The organism is Candidatus Eremiobacterota bacterium, assembly GCA_031082125.1.
Lineage (GTDB): Bacteria > Vulcanimicrobiota > CADAWZ01 > CADAWZ01 > Ess09-12 > Ess09-12.
Map to the genome: position 1 here is coordinate 88,359 of JAVHLM010000006.1, position 21,918 is coordinate 110,276.

The 21,918-nt window shown below is 58.6% G+C and carries 18 protein-coding genes; 1 reads left to right on the top strand and 17 read right to left on the bottom strand.

The window, feature by feature from the left end; genetic code table 11:
- Positions 1 to 20 precede the first annotated feature (20 nt).
- From RDV48_08600 to argF, 13 genes are all read right to left on the bottom strand, one after another.
- The gene (locus tag RDV48_08600) at positions 21 to 974 is read right to left on the bottom strand and encodes an NDP-sugar synthase (GenBank protein MDQ7822837.1); all 954 of its coding nucleotides are present in this window, start codon (positions 972 to 974) and stop codon (positions 21 to 23) included.
- Positions 967 to 2,145 carry a DUF1343 domain-containing protein gene (locus RDV48_08605; GenBank protein MDQ7822838.1) on the bottom strand — a complete coding sequence of 393 codons (1,179 nt, stop codon included), beginning with the start codon at positions 2,143 to 2,145 and terminating at the stop codon, positions 967 to 969. The genes RDV48_08600 and RDV48_08605 overlap by 8 nt, the downstream gene beginning before the upstream one ends.
- Positions 2,146 to 3,165, bottom strand: a complete 1,020-nt coding sequence (ricT, locus tag RDV48_08610; GenBank protein MDQ7822839.1) for a regulatory iron-sulfur-containing complex subunit RicT — start codon at positions 3,163 to 3,165, stop codon at positions 2,146 to 2,148.
- 68 nt (positions 3,166 to 3,233) lie between these two features.
- Positions 3,234 to 4,253, bottom strand: a complete 1,020-nt coding sequence (gene holB / locus RDV48_08615) for a DNA polymerase III subunit delta' (GenBank protein MDQ7822840.1) — start codon at positions 4,251 to 4,253, stop codon at positions 3,234 to 3,236.
- A gap of 11 nt (positions 4,254 to 4,264) precedes the next feature.
- A complete protein-coding gene (locus tag RDV48_08620) occupies positions 4,265 to 4,567 on the bottom strand; it encodes a hypothetical protein (GenBank protein MDQ7822841.1) in 303 nt (100 codons plus the stop codon).
- A gap of 8 nt (positions 4,568 to 4,575) precedes the next feature.
- Positions 4,576 to 5,283: a dTMP kinase gene (gene tmk / locus RDV48_08625; GenBank protein MDQ7822842.1), complete on the bottom strand. Its 708-nt coding sequence runs from the start codon at positions 5,281 to 5,283 to the stop codon at positions 4,576 to 4,578.
- Positions 5,284 to 5,303: 20 nt separating this feature from the next.
- Positions 5,304 to 6,857 carry a R3H domain-containing nucleic acid-binding protein gene (locus tag RDV48_08630; protein MDQ7822843.1) on the bottom strand — a complete coding sequence of 518 codons (1,554 nt, stop codon included), beginning with the start codon at positions 6,855 to 6,857 and terminating at the stop codon, positions 5,304 to 5,306.
- A gap of 3 nt (positions 6,858 to 6,860) precedes the next feature.
- Positions 6,861 to 8,417 carry an aminotransferase class V-fold PLP-dependent enzyme gene (locus tag RDV48_08635; protein MDQ7822844.1) on the bottom strand — a complete coding sequence of 519 codons (1,557 nt, stop codon included), beginning with the start codon at positions 8,415 to 8,417 and terminating at the stop codon, positions 6,861 to 6,863.
- A 51-nt stretch (positions 8,418 to 8,468) separates the two neighbouring features.
- Positions 8,469 to 8,963: an HNH endonuclease gene (locus RDV48_08640; GenBank protein MDQ7822845.1), complete on the bottom strand. Its 495-nt coding sequence runs from the start codon at positions 8,961 to 8,963 to the stop codon at positions 8,469 to 8,471.
- Between the two features lie 130 nt (positions 8,964 to 9,093).
- A complete protein-coding gene (locus RDV48_08645) occupies positions 9,094 to 9,870 on the bottom strand; it encodes an SAM-dependent chlorinase/fluorinase (protein MDQ7822846.1) in 777 nt (258 codons plus the stop codon).
- A gap of 1 nt (position 9,871) precedes the next feature.
- Complete coding sequence (locus RDV48_08650; GenBank protein MDQ7822847.1) at positions 9,872 to 10,303, bottom strand: secondary thiamine-phosphate synthase enzyme YjbQ; 432 nt, start codon at positions 10,301 to 10,303, stop codon at positions 9,872 to 9,874.
- Positions 10,304 to 10,311: 8 nt separating this feature from the next.
- Positions 10,312 to 10,467 carry a hypothetical protein gene (locus tag RDV48_08655; protein MDQ7822848.1) on the bottom strand — a complete coding sequence of 52 codons (156 nt, stop codon included), beginning with the start codon at positions 10,465 to 10,467 and terminating at the stop codon, positions 10,312 to 10,314.
- 10 nt (positions 10,468 to 10,477) lie between these two features.
- Positions 10,478 to 11,407: an ornithine carbamoyltransferase gene (gene argF, locus RDV48_08660; GenBank protein ID MDQ7822849.1), complete on the bottom strand. Its 930-nt coding sequence runs from the start codon at positions 11,405 to 11,407 to the stop codon at positions 10,478 to 10,480.
- A 207-nt stretch (positions 11,408 to 11,614) separates the two neighbouring features.
- Here argF and RDV48_08665 point away from each other — a divergent pair, with 207 nt between their 5' ends.
- On the top strand, positions 11,615 to 13,060 hold the full coding sequence (locus RDV48_08665; GenBank protein MDQ7822850.1) for a S8 family peptidase: 1,446 nt from the start codon (positions 11,615 to 11,617) through the stop codon (positions 13,058 to 13,060).
- Positions 13,061 to 13,102: 42 nt separating this feature from the next.
- Here RDV48_08665 and RDV48_08670 read toward each other — a convergent pair whose 3' ends face one another.
- The 4 genes from RDV48_08670 to RDV48_08685 form a co-directional block, all read right to left on the bottom strand.
- On the bottom strand, positions 13,103 to 13,999 hold the full coding sequence (locus tag RDV48_08670) for a serine/threonine-protein kinase (protein MDQ7822851.1): 897 nt from the start codon (positions 13,997 to 13,999) through the stop codon (positions 13,103 to 13,105).
- 187 nt (positions 14,000 to 14,186) lie between these two features.
- On the bottom strand, positions 14,187 to 18,809 hold the full coding sequence (locus RDV48_08675; GenBank protein MDQ7822852.1) for a VWA domain-containing protein: 4,623 nt from the start codon (positions 18,807 to 18,809) through the stop codon (positions 14,187 to 14,189).
- 27 nt (positions 18,810 to 18,836) lie between these two features.
- Positions 18,837 to 20,471: an urea transporter gene (locus RDV48_08680; GenBank protein ID MDQ7822853.1), complete on the bottom strand. Its 1,635-nt coding sequence runs from the start codon at positions 20,469 to 20,471 to the stop codon at positions 18,837 to 18,839.
- Positions 20,468 to 21,823 carry a hypothetical protein gene (locus tag RDV48_08685; GenBank protein ID MDQ7822854.1) on the bottom strand — a complete coding sequence of 452 codons (1,356 nt, stop codon included), beginning with the start codon at positions 21,821 to 21,823 and terminating at the stop codon, positions 20,468 to 20,470. Before RDV48_08685 ends, RDV48_08680 begins: the two co-directional genes overlap by 4 nt.
- Between the last annotated feature and the right edge of the window lie 95 nt (positions 21,824 to 21,918).

Sequence of the window (21,918 nt, forward strand, 5' to 3'; positions counted from 1 at the left end):
GGCAGGCACAGAGGCCGCCCTCACTGCTCCCTTGCAACGTAGCTCCCGGCGAAGACGGCGTCATGGGCTTCCGTGCCTTCCGGCACCGCAGTGCCGGGAAAGACGACTACATCCCGAAGAAGAGCGCCACTGCCTATTGAGGCACCCTCGCCCAGGGAGAGAAACCCCTCAATGCGGGCCCCGGGAGCCACATGAGCTCCCTTTCCTACAAGCATGCCCTTGTGAGGCTCTCCCATTGACGGGGGATTGAATATGCCCCTCGAGAGAATATCCCTGTGAAGGGCGAGGTAGGAGGGAATACTTCCTATATCCCGCCAGTAACAGGGGGCCGCAGGAGCATACCCCGCCACACGAGCCCCCTCACTCTGCATTTTTTCCAGCAGAAAATCTATGATTGAATAGAAAGCTCCCCGGGGCAGGGCCTTCAGAATGCTCCCCGAATAGACGGCAATGCCGCTGAAGGTGAGAAGGCGCCCCGCGTGGTCATGAGGCCGAAGACAGCCGCGGATATCAATTATATCGCCGGAAGGCACCACGCGGACCACATTGGTCGCCTCGTTCTCCACGAGAAGAAGGGTGGCGAGGGCCCTCCGCTCACGGTGGAATGCCACAAGGCCTTGAATGTCCGCATCACCCATGACATCGCCGTTATGGACAAGGAACCATTCCTCTCCTTCAAGAAAAGGCGCAAAGCCGGCAATACCTCCCCCTGTCCCCAGGATGACCTCCTCATGGGAAAACCAGAACGAGAGGGCTCCTTTGCGGCTTTCCAGATGGCGCCTGATCTCCTCCGCCATGTGATGAAGATTCACGCCGAGGGCGGTAAAGCCGCACCCCGCGAGCCTCTCCACGATGATGTCGATAAGGGGGACATTGGCGACCGGCATGAGAGGCTTGGGAAGTATCGCGGTGAGAGGGCGGAGGCGCGTCCCGAGCCCTGCCGAGAGGATGAGAGCCTTGGAGCCTTCACTCATAAAGAAGAAACTCCTGGCGCCTCTTCCTGAAGTCCTCCTGCGACTGCTGCCACTCCTCAAGGAGGGCCGCAAGGGGCCTGTCCTCACAGATGGCCTGCCGAAGCCTGGGGCTCCCCGCAAGGATGTCAAAGGGGAGCTTCTCATATTCATATTCATAAGGCGGCTCTTTCCACCGGAACTTCTCCCCCCATCGCCTCACCACGGCCTTCAGCACGGCGACTGCCGTGAGGATCGGCATGAACTTCTCCCTGTCAGTCACATGGACCTGGGCCCCGCCGCAGAGCTCCCCCCTGTGCTTCTGGAAGGTGGGCTCAAACCAGGCGGGCCTGAAGTGGACGCCGGGAAGCTGCTCGGCCTCGAGGTCGGCGCAAAGGAGCTCCGGTTCAATAAAGGGAGCGCCGAAGAACTCAAAGGGCCTCGTGGTGCCCCTCCCCTCCGAGATGGCCGTCCCCTCGAGAAGGCAGAAGCCGGGATAGACCACGGCAGTATCGAGAGTGGGCATGTTGGGCGAGGGCATGACCCAGGGCAGGTGCGTGTCGTCATGCCACATGGAGCGCCTCCAGCCCTCCATGGTGATGACGATGAGCTTCCCCGCCATGGCTTCCTCCCTGTACATCATCGCCATGAGCTCACCTATGGTCATACCATGGCGTATGATTATGGGATAGAGCCCCACGAAGGATCGGTAGCCCTCTTCAATGAGCGGGCCCTCGAGAGCCTTCCCGTTGATGGGGTTGGGCCTGTCAAGGACCACGACCCTGATGCCCTTCTTTATGCACTTTCTGAGCATGAAGAGGGCCGTCCAGATAAAGGTATAGTAGCGAGCCCCCACATCGGGGAGGTCAATCACCAGGGTGTCCAATCCCTCGAGCATCTCGTCGGTAGGCTCACGCACGGCGCCGTAGAGGCTGAAGACAGGAACGCGGGCCCTCTGATCATTGAACCCTTCCCATTCTATCATGTTGTCCTGGGTGGTACCGTAGATGCCATGCTGGGGGCCGAAAAGGGCCTTGAGTGAGAAAGCCCGCTGAGCGAGGAAATGCCTGGCCGTGTGAACCAGGTTCCTGTCCACCGAGGCCTGATTCACCAGGAGCCCCACCGACGCGCCGGCAAGGGGCTCAAAATCCTTCTTCAGAAGGACGTCAATGCCTGGGAAAACGGGCACTGCCATTCACTCACCTCTTTCGCTCCCCTGGGGGGGGCTGTTTTCGGGCTCCCCGGGAGGCTTCTCCTGGGGCTTCTCCTGGGGCCCCTCGGGAGGCTTCTCCTGGGGCTCCTTGGGAGGTTTCTCCTGGGGCTTCTCATCAGGCTTTTGAGAGGGCGGCGCCGGAGGCTTTTCACCGTTACGCTTTCCCTGCCTGCCGCGGTTTTCCCCTCTCTCGGCCCTCGCAGGCCGGTAAGGAGGGAGCTCCGCCTGGGGTACTTCGGTGCGCACATTGTTTGCAAACTCCATGATGACGGAGCGCTTGGGGACCGAGAGGTCCACCACCATGCCGGGGCCTTCAGGAAATTCTATGGTAGTGCCTATCTCAGGGAGCTCCTTGAGGGTCTCGTGATAAAAGCAGTGCTCATGCTTGAGGCAGCACATGAGCCTCCCGCAGGTCCCCGAGATCCTCTCGGGATTGAGGGAGAGGTTCTGCTCCTTGGCCATCTTGATGGAGACGGGGTCAAACTCGGTCATGAAAGTGGCGCAGCATATGGGCCTGCCGCATGGCCCCAGGCCGCCGATGAGCTTGGCCTCGTCGCGGACGCCGATCTGGTGGAGCTCGATCCGTTTCTTGAACACTGCGGCAAGATCGCGCACAAGGTTTCGGAAATCAATTCTTCCCTCGGCGGAAAAATAAAAGATCACCTTGCTCCCCTCGTGGGTATATTCCACATCGATGAGCTTCATGGCAAGCTTGTGGGCCTTCACTTTCTCGGCGCAGATTTTGAGGGCTTCTGCTGCCTTGAACCTGTTTTCATAATAGAGGTCAAAATCCTCTTCGGTGGCTTTTCTGATAATGCTCTTGAGGGCAGTTCCGGAGGAATCTCCCTCCACTTCGCGGCTCGCCACCGATACCCTTCCCATCTCCCGGCCCCGCACCGTCTCCACAATGACGTAGTCGCCTATGGAAAGCTCAATGCTGCCCTTTTCAAAGTGGTAAATCTTGCCGGCCCTCTTGAATGAGACACCAACTACATCGGGCATTACGTGCCCTCCTTCTCAGCTTATTCTGATTTCTCCGCCTCTTGTTCCGTCTCCTGTATCCCCTTGCCTTATTTCCAGGATTCCGCTCCCTGGGCGGCCCTGTTGAAGGAGAGGAACATCCGCTCCAGCACGTAAAGGGGGTTCACCTGCATCCTGAGCTGCTCGTAGGCCTCCTTCACCAAGGCGATGCCTTCGGTGATCTGCCAGATGGTGAGCTGCGAGGCCTGGTCCTCTAGCCTTTTTTCCATGTCGATGTTGATAAGGCCGGCCTCCCCGGCTTTTTCCTTCACCACGAGGAGATCCCTCAGCCACCCGAGGGTGAACTCCAGCACGAGCTCGTACTCCTCCTGGCCCTTTGAGAGGCCGTCAACGGATATAGCCACATCCCGCGCCGAAAGCGAGGTGGCCGCTGCGCAGAGCTCCAGCACTTTTTTTCTTGTCTCCCAGAGGCCCTCGCGGCCTGCAAGCTCCCGGGCCCTTCCGGCGCTTCCCTGGGAGATATGGGCGATCACCAGGGCCTTCTCGGGGGGGAGCCCCTCCCGGGATATCAGGTGCTCGGCCAGGTGCTCCCTGTCGAGGGGTGCGAACTTCACCACCTGGCAGCGTGACACAATAGTGGGAAGGAGGGCATGGAGCGTCACCGACGTGAGGAGCATCACGGTGTGGGAGGGAGGCTCCTCGAGTACCTTGAGGAAGCAGTTTGCCGCTCCATCCAGGAGCCTGTGGGCGTTCTGCACTATGAAGACCTTGCGGGCGCTCTCTATGGGCTGAAAGTTGGCATCCCTCTGAAGACCCCTTATCTCCTCTATCCTTATATTGAGCGTCTTCTCGTCAGGCTTCACCACCCTCACATCGGGATGATTGGAGGTGCGGATTTTTCTGCAGGAGGCGCAGGTGCCGCAGGGGGCGGCTGGCGATGCTGCGGGAGAGGCGCAGGTGAGAAGGGCGGCGAACCACAGTGCCATCTCGCTCTTTCCCGTTCCCGGGGGGCCCACAAAGAGAAAAGCATGGGAGACCTTGCCGCTCTGAAAGGCTTTAAGGAGGTACTCTCTTGCTTTTTCCTGGCCTGGCACTTCGAGTTCGTACATTATACCTTCCGCTAGTTGAACCGGACCCTGCAGGCATGGAGAAGCTGCGAGGCGAGGGCCCTGTGGCGCCGAAGCTCCGAGCACCAGTACGTGAGGACCAAGCGGCGTTTCCCTTCAAAGACTCTTACAAATTTGATGGACTCCGGCTGCTCATTGGGCGGCGGGGAGAGAAGGCTCTTGAGGAGAAGCTGCTCAATGCCGAGCAGTATCTCCTCCTTCCCGGTAAAGGCCTTGTTAAACCTGAGAGAGGAGCTTATATAATTATAGTTGTTGGGCTTGCAGTCCCTTTTCTCCAGATCCTTCTTATTCTCCACTTTTCACCTCAGGATTTCTCAACAGAGGGCACATCCCACTGATCGGCAGTCTGTCCGTCGGGGCGGTAAAGGATTCCGGCCTTGCGCATTTCCCTCTGCGTGATGTCCAGAATCTTTTTTGCAAGCTGATGGGGGTCAAGCGTCGCGTCCAGGATCTTGAAACGGTGGGGCTCATCGCCTGCAATCGAGCGGTAGCCGTCGCGGACCTTGTGGAAAAACTCCAGCTGCTCGCGCTCAAGCCTGTCGGGAACCACTTCCGTCTCCTGGACGCGGAGGCTCACCCTTTTCAGGGCCACCTGGGGCTCCAGGTCAAGGAAAAAGGTGATGCTGGGCTGTATCCCCCATGTGGCGGCGCTGTTAATCTCCCTCACGACATTGACGGGGACGCCTCTCCCGAAGGCCTGATAGGCTACGGTGGAATCGGCAAAGCGGTCGCAGATCACCACATATCCTTCCTCTATGTAAGGCCTCAGCACCTTCTCCACGTGCTGAGCCCGCGAGGCGGCAAAAAGAAAAATCTCGGTGAGGGGGCACATGTCCTTGTGCTCGGGGTTCATCAGGATCTCCCGCACCAGGTTCCCAATCTTCGTGCCTCCGGGCTCCCTTGTAAAGTAGACAGGGTAGCCGCGCTCCTTGAGAGTGGCATAGAGCCTTCCCGCCTGCGTGCTCTTTCCCGTTCCCTCTATCCCTTCAAAGGTGACAAAAAAACCTTTCATCGCTCACTCCTCCTCCCGTATTATACCCCATTTTGAAAAGGAGGTAAACCTCGGGAGCTGATCTTCACCCTGCGGTGAGGCTCCTTCCCTACGCTTACCGACCTGAGACGATGCATGGAGATGATGCCATGCTGCAGCCTCCTGATGCTCGACGACGCGGCAGAGAGCTCATAATCCTTTTTCTCCCTCAGCACGAACTCTATTCCCTTCTTTGTCTCCCTCAGGGCTTCCTCCCCGTCTTTCGATGACCAGTACATATGATGATCCTTCAGGAAATTCTCTATCTGCATGATGGTGTTGCTCTTTATGGAGACCACGGGGATTCCCTGGAATATGGCGGCCCTGAACTTCTTTGAATCCCTCTTCTCCTGGTTCTTGAGGGTAAGGATGATATCGGCGTTGTCCCAGGTCCTCACTATCACCGCCGAGGATTTCAGGTTCTCTATGGCCTTTTCGAGGCGGCTCCGGCTTATGCCGTAAGGGAATATGCGCAGGTGCTCCTTGGCGCAGGCAATCGAGGGGTGGATCACGAAGCTGCGGCTGTTCACCGAAGGCTCCTCTTCCCTCATATTCGGCACCACACGGTACGATCCATCGTCGTTCCTTGTGCGCACTTCGGGCGACGGCACTCCCCCCCTGAGCAGCTGATCGACGGCCTCGTCGAGGCGGTGATGGATCACAAAGGTCTCCCTGTCCCTGATCTCCAGGACCATGTCAAAAGTCGGCGGTGCCTTGCGCTCCAGCACCGTCTTCTGAGTGCCGCGCTTTCGTGCCTCTTCGTCGGAGAGGGTCACGGCCTGGATCCCCCCTACGAGGTCCGACAGGGTGGGGTTGAGAAGCAGGTTCTCGAGGGTGTTGCCATGAGCGGTGGCAATGAGCTGCACGCCGCGCTCGGCGATTGTCCTTGCGGCGTAGGCCTCCTCCAGCACGCCGATTTCATCGACCACGATCACCTCGGGCATGTGATTCTCCACTGCCTCAATCATCACCGCATGCTGGTACTCGGGGACCTGGACCTGCATCCTCCGGGCGCTGCCTATCCCCGTGTGGGGGATATCGCCGTCGCCGGCTATCTCGTTCGAGGTATCCACGACGATGACGCGCTTGCGGTGCACATCGGAGAGGACCCTGGCCATCTCCCGGAGCATCGTGGTCTTTCCCACGCCGGGGCGGCCCATGAGGAGTATGTTCCTGTCCTCCTCCAGAAGGTCGCTCACCACGTCAATGGTGCCATAGACTGCCCTCCCCACGCGGCACGTGAGGCCGATGATGTCAGAGGTCCTGTTCCTTATGGCGGAGATGCGGTGAAGGGTCCTCTCGATACCGGCCCTGTTGTCCTTCCCGAACTTACCCACCCGGGCCACGATATAATCTATCTCCTCCCGGGAGACATAACGGTCGGAGAGGTAATGAAACTCATGGGGGCACCGGGCCTCGGGAAGGCGCCCGAAGTCAAGAACCGCCTCGATGAGGGTGCTCAAACCTTCAAGCTTCTCAAGGGAGAGCCTGATGTGGGGCGGCAGTATCTCCAGGAGCTGCTCGATATCATCGGTGATCTTCAAAGGCGATGTCATTTCCTACCTCTTGCCGTTTTCCACGACCCTTATGGTGCCCATGGTGTAATCGACAGGGCCCTGGATATGGGCGCCTCCCTCGACCTCGATGGTGATGTAATCAATGATCTGGCGCGTGATGAGGTCGCCGGGCCTGAGAATGGGGATGCCCGGGGGATAAGGAGTGACGAGCTCTCCGCAGATGAAGCCCTCGGAGTCGTTGAAGGGGATTGTCACCTGTTTCGCCACGAAGGCATCGCGGGGAATCATCAGCGACGGGGGCCAGTCGGGGAGCTCGAAACGCTTGCCCTGCTTGCTTCTGTACTGCTCAATCTTGTCCATGCTCGTGGGATACTTCCTTGTCCTTGACACTTCCCTCAGGGCTCGTATGAGGGCCTCGATCATCCCTTCATTGTGGCCTATGGTCACAAGGGCGATATTGTTGAAGATATCGGAGAGCTCAATCTGGATATTGAAGTCGTAGCGGAGAATCTTCTCCATGTCATAGCCCGTGTAGCCGAGCTCCCTGGCGGTAAAGACTATCCTCGTGGGATCAAAGTCAAAGACTCCCGGCCTGCCGATAATCTCCCTGCCGTAGCAGTGCATGCCGGGAATGGTATTAATCTCCTCTCTCAGGTGGGCTGCCAGGGCAATGGTTCTCGTGAGGAGCTTTTTTCCCTCTGTGGCCATCTGCTTGCGGGCCACGTCCAGAGAGGCCACCAGGAGGCAGCTCGGGCTCGTGGAGAGAAAAAGGCGGAGCACCGAGTGGACCCGTCCCACGTCAACGCGCCCGCTGCGGACGTGGAGCATCGATGCCTGCGACATCCCGGCAATAATCTTATGGGTGCTGTTGACGCAGATATCGGCTCCGGCCTGCAGGGCAGAGAGGGGAAGCTCAGGGTGGAAGCGCAGGTGCGCCCCCCAGGCCTCATCAACCATTGCCACTTTGTGGTGCTTGTGGATGAGATCCACAAGGCCCTTGATATCTGCAGTGGCGCCGTAGTAGGTAGGGCTCACTATAAGGACCGCTACGGCGTCGGGGTTGTCAATAAGGGACATCTCCAGCGTCTTCGTGGTCACGTTGTGATCGACCTGCATCTCGAAATCAAACTCGGGCTCCACATAAACCGGTATGGCGCCGCTCAGGATGAGGGCCCCCGTGGTGGAGCGATGCGCGTTGCGCGGCACGATGATCTTGTCGCCGGGGTTGCAGACCGAGAGGATCATCGCGTGGTTTCCCGACGAGGAGCCGTTGATGAGGAAATAGGTGTAATCGGCTCCGTAGGCCTTTGCCGCGAGCTCCTGGGCTTTCTTGCACACGTTGAGGGGCTGGTGGATGTCATCGAGTCCCAGGACCTGGGTGATATCGGCAGCCAAACCGTACTCCTTGACAAAATCACGGAACTCCTTGGGTGTGCCCCTCCCCTGCTGGTGGCCCGGCACATGAAAAGGGATGGTCCCTTCCGTCACGTAGTGCAGGAGGCCGTCAAAGTAAGGAGTGCCTGTCTGTTCGCGGAATCCCTCCTGCTCTACCAGCTCTTCGTGGAGGTTCATCTCGACTGTTGCTGCATCTGGGCTCATTTCATCGTTCCTTTCCTGGGTATATGGGGTATCCACTTTCCGGTATCCTTGCTATTCAAGATAGGGCAGCCACTCGGGAGGAGGCTCCAGGAGCGAGAAAAGCAGAAGGCTCTGAGGGGAAGGCTTCCGCGGCATCCTCATGAGGGTCATATTCGCATCGGCGAGGGCCCTGTTGTTTTTCCTGTTGTTGCACTCCTTGCAGGCACAGACCAGGTTCCCCCACGTGGACTCGCCGCCCCTGGAACGGGGTATCACATGGTCTATCGTCATGTGCCTTGTCTCCTGGCGGCCGCAGTACTGGCATGTAAAGCCGTCACGGACCAGGATATACTTCCTCGTGAGGGGCACCTGGCGGTGAGGCACATGGATGAAGTTCATAAGCCTTATCACCGACGGTACGGCAAAGACAAGACGGGGGGTCCTTATAAGAAGCCCGTTATGGATCACCACTTCGGCCTTCCTCAGGAATATCATCTTGATGGCTCTCCTTACCGACGTGGTGTTGAGCGGCTGATTGGTGGCGTTCAGGACCAGAACCCTGTTCATAGCGTGCCTTGCGCCCTTGCACCCCCTTGCGATTTATCATTTATTTTGAAATATATTATACCATAAATACATGGGAGAAGATCGTTCTGCCGTAATTTTTTCGTCGCTCCTTATCAAACCCGGCAGGGCTTCATGCCAGCTCCGCGGTGACCGCCTCACCGCGACCGGCACAGAGCGCCTCGGAGGCACTGGCGCCATAGACAAACAGCTCAAGAGCTCCGCTCGAGTTGAAGAGGGCGCTCCAGGGTTTCCCCCCGCCTTCCTCATATGAGCAGGCCACTCCCTCATGGCGCTGATGGCGGAACAGCACTGTTCTCAAGGGGCGTCCCTTGAGATGCTCCACCCTGATATTGGAGATAAGGTTGCCGAACCTGTCAATGGCCACTATCTCACCCTCAAGCCTCTCCTCCCCGCAAGTGACTTCAGGGAAGGGAAGAGTCACCATCTCCCGTATTTCCTCGCCAAACTCCCCTGGAGAGACACCATTCAGGAGATAGGCAGCCACAGGGGCGAAAATATCACGGCCGTGGAATGTGGAGCTCACGGCGGGAAGAAAATACTTCCCGCAGGTCACGGAATAGAGCTTCACCGTGCCAATGCGCCGCGCTGCCAGGGTGAGGAGGCCGTTGTCAGGCGCCACGAAGAAGTATCCTCCCCCTTCCATCAGGAGCGCCTGCCTCGAGGTCCCCACGCCGGGATCAATTACAGCGGCAAAGACGGAGCCCCCGGGAAAATAAGGGAAGGCGCTCTCCAGCATCAGGGCCCCGGCCGCCACATCGCGGGGCGGCACACCGTGGGAGATGTCCACCACGGTGGCACCGGGAGAAAGTGAATAGATAACGGCCTTCATGATCCCCGCGAAGGCGTCTTGAGTGCCGAAATCGGTGAGGAGGCCCAGAAGCGCCACTTCATTCACCCCCGCGAAGGCCCATCACCTGGCACACATACCGGCGAGACCGCGGACGGTTGTCAAAATCCACAAGGATTATCTGCTGCCAGGTTCCCAGGATCAGTGCGCCCTTCTCAACAGGAACGGAAAGCGAGGGCCCCAGCATGCTTGCCCTCACATGGGAATGGCCATTTCCGTCACCCCATCGCACATTGTGGGCATAACGGCGCCCTTCGGGAACAAGCTCCTCCCAGGTGCGGGCAAAGTCAGCCACGAGGCCGTCCTCATACTCGATTGTCGTCACCGCCGCCGTGGCACCCGGCACAAAGACCGTGGCAAGACCCTCCAGAATCGAGGAGCGCGTCACTTCCGCCGCGACCTGGGAGGTAATGTCAATCACCTGCCCGCCGCCCGAGGTGGCCACCTCAAGAGAGGCCCTGTGAACGTGCATTACTGCGCCTAGTTCCATTTCACCGACCAGGAAAAACGCGACACGTCTATCCATATGCGCTCGCCGCACTTCATGCAGTAGAACTCGATAAATTTCCGCGGCACATCAAACATGTCGTCGCGGCGCAGATATGTGCGGCACCGCCGGCATTGAAGGGTGACCATGAGAACCTCCTTACATAAGGGATGCCAGGATGGCTTTCTGGATGTGGAGCCTGTTTTCCGCCTGGTCAAAGACGGCCGACTGGGGGCCGTCGAGGACCTCGTTGGTAATCTCCTCGCCCCTGTGGGCCGGGAGGCAGTGAAGGACCACGGCGTTCTTTCTGCTCTGGGAGAGAAGCTTGCCGTCGATTCTATAGGGGAGGAAGTGGTTCTTCTTGCCGCCCTGGTCATCCTGCCCCATGCTTACCCATACGTCCGTATAGAGCACCTCTGCATCGCGGGCGGCATCATTCGGATCGGATCCCACGGTGACGCTGCCTCCGTTCATGAGGGCGAGTGCCTTGGCCTTTTCCACAAAGGCTTCATTGGGGAAATACCCTTCAGGGTGGGCCGTGTGAATGTGCATCCCCACGAGGGCCGCCCCCAGGAGGAGGCTGTGCGCCACATTGTTGCCGTCGCCGAAATAAGCGAGCTTGAGCCCCTTGAGCCTTCCGAATTTCTCCTGGACGGTGAAAAGATCCCCCAGGATCTGGCAGGGATGCTCGTCGTCAGAAAGGCCGTTAATCACCGGAACGGTGCTGTGCGCCGCAAGCTCGGCCACTGTCTGGTGGGCGAACACGCGGGCCATGATGCCGTTCACATAACGGGAGAGCACTTTTGCCGTGTCGCCTATGGTCTCGCCGCGCTTCAGCTGCATGTCCGATGAGGAGAGATAGAGCGCATGACCGCCGAGCTGGCTCACTCCCACTTCAAAGGAGACCCTCGTCCTTGTTGAGGGCTTCTCAAAAATCATGGCAAGGGTCTTTCCCTCGAGGCACTTGTGGGCGATGCCCGTTCTCTGCTCAATCTTGAGCTTGTCGGCAGTCCTGAGCAGGGCATGTATCTCTTCACTCGCAAGGTCGCTTACCGATATGAGGCTTCTTCCTTTCATCGCTTGCGGCATGGCATTTCCTCCTTATGCATGGTGATTCCCTCATGGTTCTCTGTGGCAGGAAAAAAGTAATTCGAGGGAGGGGCCTTGTTTCCTTCCCGGTGAAATATTTACATTTTTTTAACACCTGAGCCATTCATTCGCCCGCGTCCATATGCTATAGTAGAAGGTGGACATAAATCTTAATTTGACATACTGAAAGAAAGGTTGGGATACACAATGACAGCACCAGTAGGAAAATCAGGTCCTGAATACTTCAGCTATCAGCAGATGGTTGATCTCAACAAGGTCATGGAATCGCCAGGCTACAAGGGGCCGAAGGCCGAAGAGGCGGCACCCCGCGCCTCCCAGCCCTCAGACACCCTCGACGTCATCATCATATCGAAGCCCACGAAGTCGGGCTCAAAGGGGAGCGCGAGGACCCTTGGGAAAAACCTCGTGGAGAAAGGCGTCACCGTCGAGGATCAGCTCAAGACCATAGGCGGCGTCTCGGCGAAAGTGAAGCCCGAGCAGATGGAGCAGCTCAAGCAGGAAGGCTATATTGTCTATGACAACTCGCCGCGGACCTTGGTGCCGGGCATCCCCAAGGTGAGGCTCGAGGGCAACAACTGGGACATGCCCAAGATTGACCCCGTCACGATGACAGGCGCTGACAAGCTCCAGGAAAAGGGCTTTGACGGCACGGGCAAGACAGTGGCTGTCGTTGACTCAGGATTCGAGAATCCGAAGTTCGAGCTCAAGGCCTGGAAGGATATGGCAGGGGAAAGCAGCGTTCCCGATGATGCCGTGGGCCATGGCACCCACGTGGCAGGGTGCGTGAACCAGATGGCCCCGGAAGCAGAGATTGTGGCAGTTCGCGTCATGGGCCCCGACGGCACGGGGAAGCCCTCCGATATCGTGAAAGGCATCGAATGGGTCATCAACAACAAGGAAAAACTCAACATCGACGTGATGAACCTCTCGCTCGGCGCAGGGCCCGACGGCTATCCCTACTATTACGACCCCATCAACATGGCCGTGGAAGAGGCCATTGACAAGGGAATCACCGTCGTGAGCGCTGCAGGAAACAGCGGCCCCGAGCCCCAGACCATAGGCGGCCCCGCCGACGACCCGAAGGGGATCACCGTGGGCGCCGGGCTGAACGCGAAAAAGGTGAGCGACTTCTCAAGCCGCGGCCCCACCGACGATGGCTTTGAAAAGCCCGATATCGTCGCCCCCGGGGAATATATCGTGTCCTGGATGGTGCCCGATTCCCAGATGGGAAAAACGGCCCAGATCGTCCAGACCCTGAGGAACATGAGCATCGACCAGCTCACCGAACTGCTGATGAAGAAACCGGAGCTCATCGAGGCCTTCGGCCTCCCCGAGAACATCCTGGAGTACCCGGATAAGGAACGGGAAAAGATGATCAAGACCTCCCTTCCCCCCATGTTCGTCACTGACAAGGAACATATGGCGGCGCCTGGAACTTCCTTTGCCGCCCCCCTCGTCTCGGGAATCGCCGCCGATCTCAAGGAGGCGAATCCCAGGCTCAGCCCTGAGGATATCAAGAGCGTGCTGATGGAGACTGCCGACAGCATGGGAAGCCAGTACGGCGTCTATGACCAGGGGAAGGGCTTCGTGGACGCGAAGGAAGCCATGGACAAGGCGACGGGCAAAGGCTAAGACTCGCGAAACAGAAGAGGCCCCTCAGGGGGCCTCTTTTTTTTACCTTTTCTTCATGAAGCCGAAGAGCTTGTCAATGATGCCTGCCTTGCGGGGCGCCTCGGTATTCCTTGATGACGGCTCGCTCCTCGAGGAGGTGTCGAGCTTCAGGATATCCTCCTTGACCTCCGAGATCATCTGGTACCGCTCATCGGGATTGATGGCCAGGCATTTCATCACAATGGACTCAGCCCCGGAGGGTATGGTGCTGTTGAAAGCAGCGGGGGAGGGGAAGTTGAAATTCATCGAGCCCACGTCCTGGTTGGTGAGCAGGTTGTAGAAGGTGGCGCCGAAGCTGTAAATATCAGACCGCACGTCGGACTTCTGTTTGCCGTACTGTTCAGGTGAAGTGTAGCCGGGGTTCCATACAAAGACCGTGTCAATGGTCTTTATCTCGTCAAACTGCCGGGCCATCCCGAAATTGGTGAGCTTGATATCGTTTTTGAAGGTGAGCACGATGCTTGAAGGCTGAATGCCCCGGACAATGATCGGCTTTTCCTTGGTATGGAGGTAGGTGACGATATCGCAGAGCTGAAGGGCCCAGGGAGCCACGTCCTTGAACTCGAAGGGGGTGCCCCGGCTCTTGAGGAGCACTTCAAGGGGATCGCCCTCAATAAACTCGGTGATGAAGTAATGACAGTCCACACCGGTGAAAAAGTCCACAAACCTGGGGATGCCCGGGTGCGAGAGCGACGAGAGTATCTGCGCCTCTTTCTGGGCAAGCTCAACGCGGGAGCTTTTCCCGCTCTTGGTCTTGGCTTTTATCTCCCTCACACTGAGGGCGGCACCATGGGAAAGCTTGTCATGGGCAAGGTAGAGCACATGGTCGGGAGTCTCCTCAATGATCCGGGCGATCTCATAACGCCCCTTGAGAACTTTCCCTTCCTTCAGTTCCCCCAAAGCAATCTCCCTCCTTGTGGCATGATTAAGGGATTTTCCAATCAAGCAGAGTATCCCCTTCATGGAAGGGGATCCCTTTCTTTTTCTTATGTATTAGGTATTGAAGGGCATTTCTCCTTCTCTCCCGCTCTTACGGGGAATATTACCCTTGATGAGGAGAAGATCACCGAATCGCGGCTGCCTGTTCCTAATAGCGGGGAGCATAGTAGCCCTCCTTGGTGTGGACCGTGAAGCCTTTTCCCGGCGTGGTGATTTTCACGGGCCGCCATGTGCCGTCCTTTTTCCTGTTGAGGGGGAAATAGGAAATGGCATACTGGCAGCGGAGCTCATGGGCAATCTGGCGGTATGCCTCGCCAAGCTCGCGGGCGGAATGCTGGAAGAAGGGCCTTCCCCCGGTGGCAGCCGCCAGGCGCGACAGCACCTGGGTGTCTATTCCGCTTCCTATGCCGATGGGATAGATAATGGTGCCCTTTTCCTTTGCACAGGCAAGGCTTTCGCTGAAGGTATGCATACTGCCCGGCGCCGTGCCGGGGCCGTTTTCATCAACGCCGTCGGTGAGAAGAATTATGGCTTTCCTGTCATCCTTCTGGGCGGCAAGCAGCATCGATGCCTTGTATATGCTGTCATAAAGGGCAGTGCCTCCCTCGGCGGAAAGCTTCGATACGGCCTTTTCAAGCTCGCCATGCTCCCTGGTGAAGGGCGCCGTCACCGTGACCCTGTCACTGAAAAAGATCAGGGCCGCCCTGTCTTTCGGGGAAAGAAGGGTGATGAAAAGCCGGGCGGCTTTCTTCACCTCGTCTGTTGAGCCCTTCATGCTCCCGCTCCCGTCAAGAAGGATCACCACCGAGAGGGCCGTCTCCTCGGTGGTCCTGGTGACCACAAGATCGCGCTCGGCCTTGCCCGCCTCGAACAGGGAAAAATCCGAAGAGGCGAGGTTCGTGATCGGCTTTCCTTTCTCATCAACGACGGTGGCATAAAAAGTCACCGGGAACCGGTGGGATATCTCGATATTCCTCACTGCCTCGGCGGTGTCGCCTGCCTCGGTGACGGCCAGGGCCCTGAGTAAGTATGGGCCGTCGGGAAGCTTCCGGGAATCGCTTTTTACCTCATAAGGCGGGGCCTTCGATGAGCCCAGGGGCATGCCTTTGCAGGAATACTCCACATGCTCTACCGGGGAGGCCGTCAGATTTTTCACAAGGCTCCGGAGCGCCAGTTCCTCATCAAGGAGAGCCCCTTCCCCGGGAGAGGTGATCTCGGCCACAAGGGCCTTTTCTACGGGGTTATCCTGCTCGGCAAAGGCCACCTCGCCCTCAGCAGTCGTGGCAACGGCACGGAGCACGTGCCTGCCGGGAGGCACGGCGCGGAGATCCTTTTCCATGGCGAAAGGAGGCGTCACGGTATGACCGAGGGAGGAGCCATCGAGAAAATACTCCACCTCCTTGAGAGGCGATCCCGTTTCATTGGCAACCGTTGAGGTGATGACCACTCTCCCCGCGAGGGTCTCAGAGGCCTTGGGGGTCTCTATCGCAATGGCGAGCTTCCCCACTAGGGAAACCTCAGCCTCATCACTGGAGCTGTGACCCCCTGCCGTAAGCCCGGTGACCTTGAGGGTATGGGGGCCCGGCGCAAGGGCGCCGGGGCTCCATGGCGCCGTGTAAGGTGATGCCGCGGCTTTGCCCAGAGATTTCCCATCCAGGAAAAACTGCACCTCCTTGACCGGGGACCCCGTCTCATTAAAAACCGCCGCCTCCACATGAGAGGGGGGGGCCCCGGGCTTGAAGCGCTCCCCTTCCGCCGGCACTTTGAGGTTCACAATGAATTTCTCAAAAGAGCCGGCAAGCCCGATGACGGCCCACATGGTGGGAGCATAATCAGAGGGCCTCTTGGACTGCGAATTCATTGACGCCCAGGAGCCGAAAACCTGCTGGGTGCCCAGCAGGTACTCCACACCCCTGGAAAACCGCTCATCGGCGATGCTTGCCCCTGCCGATTTGAGGGCATAGAGGGCCTGCCCCGTGGCATAGCCGTTGCTCCCCAGGCCGGGGACCTCGCTCCAGCCGCCGTCGGGCTTCTGGAGTGAATAAAGATGAAGGACTGAATTTTTCAGCGCCCTCCTGGACTCCTCCCTGTCAAGAGCGGCAAGACCTATGACCTGGAACACGGCATCCTGGGTGGTCTCAATCTTTGCGGCTCGAAGCCACTGGACGCCCCTCTCGAGGCCGTCACGGTAGCGCCTGTCGCCTGTGGACTCATAGGCGCCCGAGAGCGCCAGCAGGGCATTGGTCGTGGCCATCACGGAGCCCTGCTGGATGGGCGCCTCAGGGCGGTCACATGGAAAGGATCCCGAGGCGTCCTGGCGGCCGAGGAGCCAGCCCGACACCCTGACCAGCGGCTCTTCATAGGGCATGCCAAGGCACGTCCTGTGGCAGGCAAGGGCCATCGCGAGAAACTGAGCCGCCGTGACGTTGTCAGAATGGGGGAAGCTCAGGCCCCCGTCGGGTTTTATCCCCGAGAGAAGAAACCCCTCCAGAGCGGCCATGGAAGCAGACGAGACAGTGTATTCATTCTTTTTTGCGATCGCAAAGCCCATGAGGGCCTGGGTCTGCACATGGCAGCCATAGCACTGCTCCTTGTTCTGCCAGCGGGCCGCCTGAGGCTCAAGCCAGAGGATCCCATCCTGGGCAGCCTCGCGGGGTGATCGGCTTTTCTGTGCCGCACCGGCAGCACAGGAAAAGGCCTTCTCCGGCACAGGAACCAGGGAGGCCTCACCAGGTCTCCTCCAGGCCATGGTGATCCCCGCGGGATACTCCCTGTTGCAATAGGCGATGGTGACAGGATGAGCGCCCTTGGCGAGGGAGAGCCATTTTTTGTTCCAGAAGGCGAGGGACCGGGAATCCCAGTTCTCCATCACGGCTACGCCGTCCAGGGTCAGGCGGAAGCCGTCGTCAGCCTTGAAGGCAACCTCGTAAAGGCCGTCGGCGGGGACAGTGAGGTAACCGCGCCACACCACGGCAAAGCGCGACGTGGTGAGGCCCTGGCAGGGAGCGGAAGCCCATGTGAAATCCACTGTGCTGTCGATGCGCTCCGCCGCAAGGTCCTTGTAGCAATACCCGTTGTAATATGAAGCCGCAAGGCCCCCGCCGGGAGATGGCTCCACAGCCTTCACTGCCACGGGAGGACTGAAAGCTTTGACGCGCGCGATGGCTGCCGGCTTTCCCCCGTGGGTCGCAAGGACTCTCAATTTCACATAACGGGCCACGCGGGGGGAAAAGGAGCACTTCATCTCATCGGCATCGGCAGGCTTTGTATAGCGACCTGCCTTCCTGAAGGGCCCACGGGGGCTCTCAGCGGTAGACAGCTCAAAATCCTTGACTCCCGGAGCCTCCCGGGGAAAAGTGACAAGCACCGTGCCCACGGGGGCGCTCGCACCGCGGGCAAAGCCGAGGATCACCTCGCAGGGCAGGGGGGTTTTTTCGTTGATGGTAAGGTTTCCTCCCTGCTCGCCCTTGATGAGGTTCCCGTAGCCTTCAAAGCCCTCAGAGGCAGGAGGAACTGCCTGGGCTCCCTCTTCTTCGGCCATCAGGTTTCTCCCGGCGGGATCGGAAGCTAAAGGTACGGCCCGCCCAGCCGCCTCGATCTCGTAAAGGGTCGTGGCTCCTCCATCGCCGTGGTTTGAGGAGATGACCACCTTGAGGAGGGTCACCTTCACGGGCTTCAGGGGAAAGACCTGGGGTTGGCCGGACTTGTCTGCCTTGAACTTTCCCAGTTTTGTCCACTCCTTTGAGGGGCTCACCTGCCCGAAGACCTCAAAATCCTTCACCGCCGCAGACGAGCTCCCCCCGTTATAGAGGGTCAGCTCGTCTATGGGGGCCCCTTCGCCGGGCGGGAGGGCCATCACGATCTCGTGGGGAAAGGGAGCACCCGGTGTGGAGGACCAGCCGCCTTCCTCGTCATGGCTCGCAATTCTCCCGTCATTCAGATTTGCTGCAGCCCAGGCAGATCGGTCCCTCTGAGAAGAAAAGCTCACCACCTCTCCACCCTGCCACGAGGAAAGAAGGTTCACCCTTCCCTTCACGGCGCGCCCCTCGACAGCCTTGATCTCCGGATGGGAGGAGACGGCAAAGGCCGCTATCCCTATGAGGGCCGCCGCAAGGAGGGACAGGGCCAGGAAAAATAAAGCCGGGGCCGGGGTGGTGCGCCGCGCCAGGCGGATGCCTATGGCCACGAAGAGGGCTACCACCACCAGGGGGACATAGACAAGGAACGCAAAGCAGAGGGGCTTCAGATAGAAGGGGAGCACCCTGGAAAATCCCGCACCGGCGAGCACTGTCTCTATCCCGTAATTTCTCACGACAGCCTCGACTATGCCGGCAAGCCCGTAAAGTGCTGCCAGGGTCACGAGAATCTTGAGGGCACCGTGGAGAGGGCGCGAGAGCACCAGTATGACCGATCCCGTGATGATGATCCCGTAGAGGATCTGGATCACAAAGGAGACAGGCCGACCCTGCACCATGAAGCCCTCGTGGGACTCGGTGCCGTAAAGGAGTGTTGAGATGAGCATCAGAGCGAGAAAAAAAGCCGCGGTAAGGAAAAGGCGGGCTTCGGCCCGCATGGCCTTGACGGTAAAGAGCGACGCGGCAAAGAGAAGGAGATAGGCGACGGAGAGGAGGCCAAGGGGCCAGCGGAAGGAATGGTGCCCCAGGAAGCTCCGGTACACACTCTCGCCGATGAGGTAGAAAAGGGCGGCGATGAGGGCCCACCAGAGGAGCGTGAGAAGCACTTCACCGGCATCAGTTTTTCTTGAGGGCATGGCACCTCCCTTTCCTTACTCTGCTCCTTAAGGAGACTCCTTTTCTTCGAGAGAAGTCTTTTTCTCCTCGATAAGGGCTTTTATCTTGCTCCAGTAAGAGGAGCTGGTCTTGAGCTTCTCCGCCCACAGCACGATTCTCTCGGGCGAGGTGCTTATCATGTCAAAGCCTGTGGTGAGGAGTCCCGCGGCGCCGTCGGGGACAAGCCCGAAACGGTGGGGGTACGTGAGAAGAAAAATGGTAAGGGCACAAGGAAGGCCCAGGGGCGGGTATCCCAGCGGCGTGAAGCCCCTGTCCAATATGAGCCATAGAAAGGCGCAGCAGAGATCGGCGACAAGCACCATGGCAAGGGCGCCCCGCGAGAGGACAAACTGGATTCCCCCGAAAGCCACCGACGAGGCAAGGAGATTATAGAGAAAGAACACGCTCCCGAACTCGGGACAAGAGCTCCTGAGGGACAGGGCTGCCAGGAAGAACAGAATTCCCACAAGGGCAAAGAGCATTGACCACAGGGAATGGACCAGGATACCCAGAAGGATGAGCATGAAGGGGAGCAGGTAGGGGCGGGCAAAGCGCTTCAGGAGAAGCGCGCCCTCTTCCACCGAAAAGGCAAAGGTCGTGGTGCGCTCAGTATATTCGGGAAGGGACTGGAGGTACTCCACGGCGTCGCTCGCATCACGGTAGTCAGGCTTGAAAAAGAGCGCTTTCTTGAGCATTGAGTGGGCTTTGCCGTAAGATCGCTCCTTGATGTACGTCCATGCAAGGCCTATGTAGGAATCGGCAAGTGAGCCGCCGAGCGTGAGGGCCTTGGTGAAGAATGAGCGGGCGCTCCTGATATCGCCCCTCGTGTAATAAATCCATCCGATGCCGAGGTAGGCATCGCCGGCGCCGGCATCCTGGGCCAGAGCCTTTTTAAAGTTCCTGAGGGCGCCGTCAAGATCACCCATCTTGAAGAGGCACCACCCCATGCCGGTAAAGCCGTCGGAAAGCTTCGGCCGCAGGCGCAGGGCCTCGGAAAACTCTCTCAGGGCAGGCGTATGCTGGTCAAGGCGGTAATAGCTCCACCCGAGGCTGTCACGGACAAAGGCCTGGCGGGGATTCCTCTGCAGCGACCCGTTGAAGAGGACGACGCTGTCGTTGTAGAGGCCCTTGGAGTAGGTGACCCATCCTGCAAGCGTCTGGGGGGAGGAGATCCCGCTGGAGTAAACCAGGCCGATTATCACAAGGGAAACTATCACCGAGGGGAAGCACAGAAGCTGCACCGGCGAGTAGTTGCCGAGGTACCGGTAAGCACGGTGGATGAGAAGAGCCACCATGAGGCCCCCTGCCACGACTATGCCGCAGGCGATCAAGAATGGCATATCGGGGAAGATCAGCATGGTAAGCCCCACGAGAAGGCCGTTCGATCCCGCCAGGCCGTTCTTCACGATCCAGTATTTCTCATAGATGAGGTGGCATACCAGGGTGGCCACGAAAAGGCCTATGGCTCCCAGGAGGGCCTCCCTGGGATAAAGGAGGGCAAGGGCGGCAAGAAAGAGGAAGCCCGAGAGGGGATTGTTGCAGAGAAAAAGCTGCCCTGCGCCCCGAAGCAGGGAGTCAAGGAAATCAAGGCCCCTCGTGCGGGTGATCTCCCGGTATCTTTTTTCCAGGGCCCTCCTGTTCATGGGCGCCCCCCCGTGCCGGGCTCATGGTCCCGCCTCTTTTTGCCGCCGATGATTTCCTCGGGAGGGATATTGCATATCACGACAGGAACCTTGTGAGATCCCGGCTTGCGGGCACGGATCTCCTTCACCCAGTGGACGTGGAACTCCAGGTCCTTCGCGATGGTTCTCTTAAGCTCAGCCTGGATAAGCTCCTCGAGGGTCTTCAGGTCCTTCTTGTCCTTGTAGACAGGCACGACGTGGATTTCAAGACGGGCACGCTGGTTCTGGATGACCTGGAACTTGTGGATCCCCCTTATCTCCTTCAGAATGAGCGTGACGGTAAAGGGGCTTATCCCGGTGCCGTCGGGAAGGATGATGGAGTCTATGATCCTCCCTTCCAGCTTGGTGATGAGGGGATAGGGCAGGCCGCAGGGGCAGGGCTCACTGCTTATCTTTATTAGGTCGCCCATGCCGGCGTACCTGATGATGGGCGTGGCAAAATTGGTGAAGTCGGTGATCACGGCGCCCGTCGATCCCTTCACCGTCTCATCTTCCAGCAGCTCCAAATGGACGCTGTCAGCGGCAATATGCATATGCTCATTTCCCTCAAGGGGGCACTGGTAGGCTATGAGCCCCCCTTCATGGGAGCCGTAGGTCTGCACTATCCGCGCCTTCGGGAAGGCCCGCTTCGCCATGGCAATCGTATGGGCATCAAGAAGCTCGGCCGTGGAGTGGATAAGCTTCACGTACTCGGCCGATCTGTTCCGCCTGAGAAGCTCAATGCTCAGGTTCCTCACGATGGAAGGATAGGTGGAGAGGTATTCGGGGACATATTTTTCAAGATACTGGTAATGCACATGGGTGGGGAGCATGACATCGACAATCCTGTCCTCGTCAACAGGAAAAAGGTAAAGGAGCATCTTCTCAAGGCTTGTCGAGGAGACCGTCATGATATAAAGGACGCTGTCATAAGGCTTTCCCTGGCACCACTTGTAGAAAACCACCATGTTGAGGTCCACTATGCGCTGGATGCTCTCATGATCGCGGTATATGGTGAGAGGCTCACCGGTGGAGCCCGCCGTGCGCAGCAGCCTGAAGTCCGAGGGCTTGCTCCCGTAGGGGATGATCTCCGACGCGGGGAGGGACTTCATCTCGCCTTTCATTATGACAGGAAGCTTCTCAAGGTCATCAAGGCCCCGGATGTCCCTGGGCGACACGCCGTGCTCATCATATTTCTTGCGGTAAAAGGGGACCTCCTTGTAGGCAAAGGAGACCGCGGCCCGCAGCTGCTCATCCTGGAGGCTCTGCAGGTCTTTCGCCGAGAGGCCCATATTCTGAATGATGGTGTCAAGATAAAGCTCTGAGAGTTCCATGGGCTCCCCTCTTCGATGCTCTCGATGATGTGCCAGAAAGAGAAATTCCCCTTTTTCGGGGGAATTCCTCTTGCAGTGCTCGCCTTCGCCGCAGG